We start from the raw sequence: 5871 nt of genomic DNA, 5'->3' as shown, positions 1-5871 counted from the left end.
ACGATCTGCCGTTGTTGCTGAAAGTGGATTACCCCCACGTGGTCAACCCGGATCCGGTGTTGCGCGAGCAGGCTGAAAAAGCCGGGTGGCCGATTCATCTCTGGAAGTAACCCGGATCCCTTGTAGGAGCGAGCCTGCTCGCGATAGCGGTGGATCAGGCGACGTTAATGTTGACCGACCTTCCGCCATCGCGAGCAGGCTCGCACCTACAGATTCAGGGTGGTCAGGTCAAGCGCTCGTCAATCACCAACACCACCTTCCCCGCCACGGTATTGCTCGCCAGCTCGGCGAACGCCGCCTCGGCATCCTTGATCGGAAAAGCTTTGGCCAATTGCGGGCTCAAGCGCCCCTCGGCAAACAACGGCCACACATGCAGGCGTAGATCGCTGAACAGATCAGCCTTGAACTGCTCATCACGGCTGCGCAGGRTCGAGCCCAGCAACTGCACACGCTTGGCCAGCACCTGGGCCAGATCCAGCTTGGCCTCGCGCCCGCCCATCAGACCGATCAACACCCAACGGCCATCCTGCGCGAGCAGCTTGAGGTTCAAGTCCGCGTAATTGCCGCCCACCGGGTCGAGAATCACGTCGAACGGCCCCAGATCCCGCAGGCTCTCCAGATCGCCATTGCGCACCACGCCGCCCTGGGCGCCCAGCGCTTCGCAGTACGCCAGTCGCTCGGCGGAGCCGACGCTGACCCAGCACGGGTTACCGAAGGCCTTGCACAGCTGAATAGCCGCTGAACCAATTCCACTTGCTCCGGCGTGCAGCAGAACTTTCTGACCCGGCTTGAGAGCAGCAAGTTGAAACAAATTCAGCCAGACCGTTGCATAGACTTCCGGCAGCGCTGCCGCTTCCGCCAGAGACATTTCGTCGGGAACCGGCAGCACGTGCCGTCCGTCGACAACCACCTCTTCGGCCATGCCGCCCCCGGCCAGCAAGGCGCAAACCCGATCGCCAATCTGCCAGGAGGAACCGGCGCCCACCTCGCTGATCACGCCCGAGCACTCTAGACCAAGCACTTGGCTGGCCCCTGGCGGCGGCGGATAAAGGCCGGCTTTCTGTAATAAATCGGCGCGATTGAGACCTGCTGCCGCCACTCGAATACGAACTTGTCCTACATCGCACGTAGGACTCGGCTCTTCAACCCACACCACTCGACCGTCAACGCCTTGCAATGCTTTCACAGTGCCTCCATAGTGAGTCTGGACTGAGCCCGAAGCTATAGCGTCGGGCTTTTTGCATTATGCGACCGGTTCCCAAAGATCCGGCGACTTCAAAGACGGCCTAATATGCGTTATCAATTGTCCCCGCGTCGAATCAGCATGAAGCATCTGTTCCCCAGCACTGCCCTCGCCTTATTCATCGGTATCGGCTTGCTGCCGATGTCGGGCAATACATTCGCAGCCAATAGCTGGGACAATCTTCAACCCGATCGTGACGAAGTGATCGCCAGTCTGAACGTCGTGGAGTTACTCAAACGCCACCACTACAGCAAGCCGCCACTCGATGACGCGCGCTCGGTGATCATCTACGACAGCTACCTCAAGCTGCTGGATCCGTCGCGTAGCTACTTCATGGCCAGCGACATTGCCGAATTCGACAAGTGGAAGACGCAGTTCGACGACTTCCTCAAGAGTGGCGACCTGAACGCCGGGTTCACCATCTACAAGCGCTACCTGGACCGCGTGAAGGCGCGTCTGGACTTCGCCCTTGCCGAGCTGGGCAAAGGCGTCGACAAGATCGACTTCACCACCAAGGAAACCTTGCTGATCGACCGCAAGGACGCTCCTTGGCTCAAATCCACCGCAGAACTCGATGACCTGTGGCGCAAACGCGTCAAGGATGAAGTGCTGCGGATGAAGATCGCCGGCAAAGAGCCCAAGCAGATCCAGGAAACCCTGACCAAGCGCTACAAGAACCAGTTGGCACGCCTGGACCAGACCCGCGCGGAAGACATCTTCCAGGCGTACATCAATACCTTCGCCATGTCCTACGACCCGCACACCAACTATCTGTCGCCGGATAATGCGGAGAACTTCGACATCAACATGAGCCTGTCCCTCGAGGGCATCGGTGCCGTGTTGCAGAGCGATAACGACCAGGTGAAAGTCGTACGCCTGGTGCCGGCAGGTCCGGCGGACAAGACCAAGCAGGTTGCACCGGCCGACAAGATCATCGGCGTTGCCCAGGGCAACAAGGAAATGGTCGACGTGGTGGGCTGGCGCCTGGACGAAGTGGTCAAGCTGATTCGTGGTCCGAAGGGCACCATTGTGCGCCTGGAAGTCATCCCGGCCAGCAATGCGCCGAACGACCAGACCACCAAGATCGTGCCGATCACCCGTGAAGCGGTGAAGCTCGAAGACCAGGCCGTGAAGAAATCGGTACTGAACCTGAAGCAGGACGGCAAGGACTACAAGCTCGGCATTATCGAAATCCCGGCGTTCTATCTGGACTTCAAGGCCTTCCGTGCCGGCGACCCGGATTACAAGAGCACCACCCGCGACGTCAAGAAACTGCTGACCGAGTTGCAGAAAGAGAAAGTCGACGGCGTGGTCATCGACCTGCGTAACAACGGCGGCGGTTCCTTGCAAGAGGCCACCGAGCTGACCAGCCTGTTCATCGACAAAGGCCCGACCGTGCTCGTGCGTAACGCCGATGGCCGCGTCGATGTCCTGGAAGATGAAAACCCGGGCGCATTCTACAAAGGCCCGATGGCGTTGCTGGTCAACCGCCTGTCCGCCTCGGCATCGGAGATTTTTGCCGGCGCCATGCAGGACTACCACCGCGCACTGATCATCGGCGGCCAGACCTTCGGCAAAGGCACCGTGCAGACCATTCAGCCGCTCAACCATGGCGAACTGAAACTGACCCTGGCCAAGTTCTACCGGGTTTCCGGGCAGAGCACCCAGCATCAGGGCGTCTTGCCGGACATCGATTACCCGTCGATCATCGACACCAAGGAAATCGGTGAAAGCGCCCTGCCGGAAGCCATGCCATGGGACACCATCAAGGCCGCCATCAAGCCTGCGCTGGATCCGTTCAAACCGTACATTTCGCAGCTCAAGTCCGAGCATGACGTGCGGACGGCCAAGGATGCAGAGTTCGTGTTCATCCGGGACAAGCTGGCCCTGGCGCAGAAACTGATGTTGGAAAAAACCGTCAGCCTCAATGAAGCCGAGCGTCGTGCCCAACATGCCGACATTGAAGCCAAACAGCTGGCCATGGAAAACATCCGTCGCAAGGCCAAGGGCGAAGAACCACTCAAAGAGCTGAAGAAAGAAGACGAGGACGTCATTGCGGCCGAAGATGACAAAACCAAACCGGAAGACGACGCCTACCTGAGCGAAACCGGGCGGATTCTGCTGGACTACCTGAAACTCAACACGGCAGTGGCCAAGCACTGAGTTTTTACAAACAGCTGATGGCAATTTAATGCTGACGCCCCCGGAGCGTCATCAAACAGTCATCGTTCTGTCGTGAAATGGAGGACCGGGCGTGCTCTTTACCAAGGGCACGCCCGGTCCTTTTTTTATCGCCAGAGATCGCCATGACCACAACCGAACAGCTGAGTGCATTGAGCTCGATCCTGACTCAAAGCGGTTTGCACAGCCTGTTCCAGCCGATCATCAGCCTCTCTGAACGACGCATTCTCGGCTACGAAGCCCTCAGTCGCGGCCCCTCCAACAGCCCTCTGCACTCCCCGGTCGCCCTGTTCGCCGTCGCCCGCCAGGCCGGACGTCTGAGCGAGCTGGAAATTGCCTGCCGCGAGAGTGCTTGCCGACGCTTCAATGAACAGCAATTGCCTGGCCTGCTGTTCCTTAACGTATCCCCGGAATCCCTGCTTGAAGCGGCCCACCAACCGGGGCGCACCCTGCAACTGCTGCAAGACTTCGGCATCCCTCCGAGCCAGGTGGTCATCGAGTTGACCGAACAAACGCCAACGGATGATTTCCAGCTGCTGCAAACCGCCCTGCATCACTATCGGGCGATGGGGTTTTCGATTGCGCTGGATGATCTGGGGGCGGGCTATTCAAGTTTGCGGTTGTGGTCTGAACTGCGGCCGGACTACGTGAAAATTGACCGACACTTCATTGATGGCATTCATCAGGATGCGCTCAAGCGTGAATTCGTCGGTTCGATCCTGCAAATCGCCAAGGCTTCGCGGGCGCAAGTCATCGCCGAAGGTATCGAACTACCGGAAGAGCTCACGGTGCTGACCGAAATGGGCGTGGACCTGGTGCAGGGCTACCTGCTCTGCCGCCCCCAGGAACACCCACCGCGGGATGCCCGGGCAATGATGCCCCGACAGGACAGCATCGCCGTTGTACTGAGCGAAGACGGCAGCGACCTCAGCGCCCTGCTCAACGAGCAACCCGCGGTGAACCGTGACACCCCCACCGCCACGGTGCTCGAAACCTTTCGCCGCCAGGCCAACCTGAACTCGCTGGCGGTCCTGGATGAACAGGGTCAGCCCTGCGGCATTGTTCATCGCCATTCGCTCTCCGACGTCCTGCTCAAGCCCTTTGCCACCGACCTGTTCGCCCGCAAGCCGATCAGCCGCTTGATGAGCGATGACTTCCTCGCCGTCGAACTGAGCCAGTCGCTGCAACAAGTCAGCCGCCTGATCACCAGCCGTGCCCGCCAGCGCATCGAAGAAGATTTCATCATCACGCTCAATGGCGGCTATCTCGGGCTTGGCCGGGTGATTGACGTGCTCAAGTTGATTACGGAACTGAAGATCCAGCAGGCCCGCTACGCCAACCCGCTGACCTTGCTGCCGGGCAACGTGCCGATCCGGCAATGCCTGACACGACTGCTGCAACAGCAACGGGAATCGGTGATCTGCTACGTGGACATCGACAGTTTCAAGCCTTTCAACGACATCTACGGCTACGGCCGCGGCGACGAAGTCCTGCTGTGCCTGGCGCAATGCCTGAACGACCGCGTCGACCCGGCCCGCGACTTTGTCGGCCACATCGGTGGTGATGACTTCCTGCTGGTGCTCGGCCCGGAAGACTGGCGCAAACGTTTGAACCAGCTGCTCGACGACTTCCAGAGCCAGTGCCGGCGTTTCTACCGCAGCGAGCACCTGGAAGCCGGCTGCTTCGTCGCTCCGAATCGCCAGGGCGTGCGTCAGGAGTTTGCGCTGTTGTCACTGTCGATCGGGGTGGTGCATTTGCACCCACAGGCCTGCGGACAACTCGATGCGAGCCAGCTGGCCGAGATGGCATCACAGGCCAAGCACCATGCGAAGAATGTGCAAGGGTATAGCGTGCATGTGATTGATAGCCTGGTGGTGCCGGAGCCCGAAAGGGTTTGGCTGACAGGGCAGCGCTGATTGATCTGACGCCCCCCCTGTAGGAGCTGGCTTGCCAGCGAAGACGCCAGATCAAACAACCTGAATCTCGATTTGATCCCCACCTATATCCTTCAAGAAGACCCCGCCCACAACCACCGCCCGATCACATCGATCACATCACAGCCATCACCGGGCAGCCTGGGGTTATAGGTCCGACTCGCGAGACGCCAGCTCTTGCAACTTGATCTGTGCCAATGGATGCCCGGCCTTGGCGGCGATCCCCCAGAACCGCACTGCTTCAACCGGGTCCGGAGCCTTGCTCGCCGTCCCGGCCAGACTGATCACACCCACTTGATACGCCGCCTTGCCATCGCCCGCCAACGCCGCCAGGCGCAACAAACGCACGCCCTCCTCACGAGCACCGAGGCCGACGCCGCGAAACGTCAGGATGTGCCCATAGAAGCTCTGGGCGCCGACATCGCCCAGGTTGGCCATGCGTGCGAACTGGCCTTCGAGCCAGCGCCAGCCACGTGGCTGACGGACAAACCACGACCAGTGAAACAACTGGCG

Annotated in this window: 4 protein-coding genes and 1 pseudogene; 3 read left to right on the top strand and 2 right to left on the bottom strand. The window is 59.9% G+C overall.

Annotated elements, in window-relative coordinates; all coding sequences use genetic code 11:
- Positions 1 to 110, top strand: a pseudogene (locus tag ACXRVY_RS15195) (HAD family hydrolase); the annotation flags it as partial.
- 113 nt (positions 111 to 223) lie between these two features.
- Here ACXRVY_RS15195 and ACXRVY_RS15190 read toward each other — a convergent pair.
- Entirely contained in the window at positions 224 to 1186 is a 963-nt protein-coding gene (locus ACXRVY_RS15190; RefSeq protein WP_458237680.1) for a zinc-binding dehydrogenase, read from the bottom strand.
- A 138-nt stretch (positions 1187 to 1324) separates the two neighbouring features.
- On the opposite strand from ACXRVY_RS15190, the gene ACXRVY_RS15185 reads away from it, so the two are divergent.
- Both ACXRVY_RS15185 and ACXRVY_RS15180 read left to right on the top strand, forming a co-directional pair.
- On the top strand, positions 1325 to 3406 hold the full coding sequence (locus tag ACXRVY_RS15185; RefSeq protein ID WP_223462224.1) for a carboxy terminal-processing peptidase: 2082 nt from the start codon (positions 1325 to 1327) through the stop codon (positions 3404 to 3406).
- Positions 3407 to 3549: 143 nt separating this feature from the next.
- Positions 3550 to 5340 (top strand): bifunctional diguanylate cyclase/phosphodiesterase, encoded by a 1791-nt coding sequence (locus tag ACXRVY_RS15180; RefSeq protein ID WP_223462163.1) that lies wholly within the window; start codon positions 3550 to 3552, stop codon positions 5338 to 5340.
- Between the two features lie 165 nt (positions 5341 to 5505).
- On the opposite strand, the gene ACXRVY_RS15175 is transcribed toward ACXRVY_RS15180, so the two are convergent.
- A partial coding sequence (locus ACXRVY_RS15175) for a sel1 repeat family protein (protein ID WP_458237679.1) occupies positions 5506 to 5871 on the bottom strand: 366 nt, incomplete at its 5' end.

Source organism: Pseudomonas sp. P5_A2_2, from assembly GCF_054177685.1.
The sequence above is the reverse complement of the archived record's forward strand: the minus strand, read 5'-3'. Positions and strand labels throughout refer to the sequence as shown.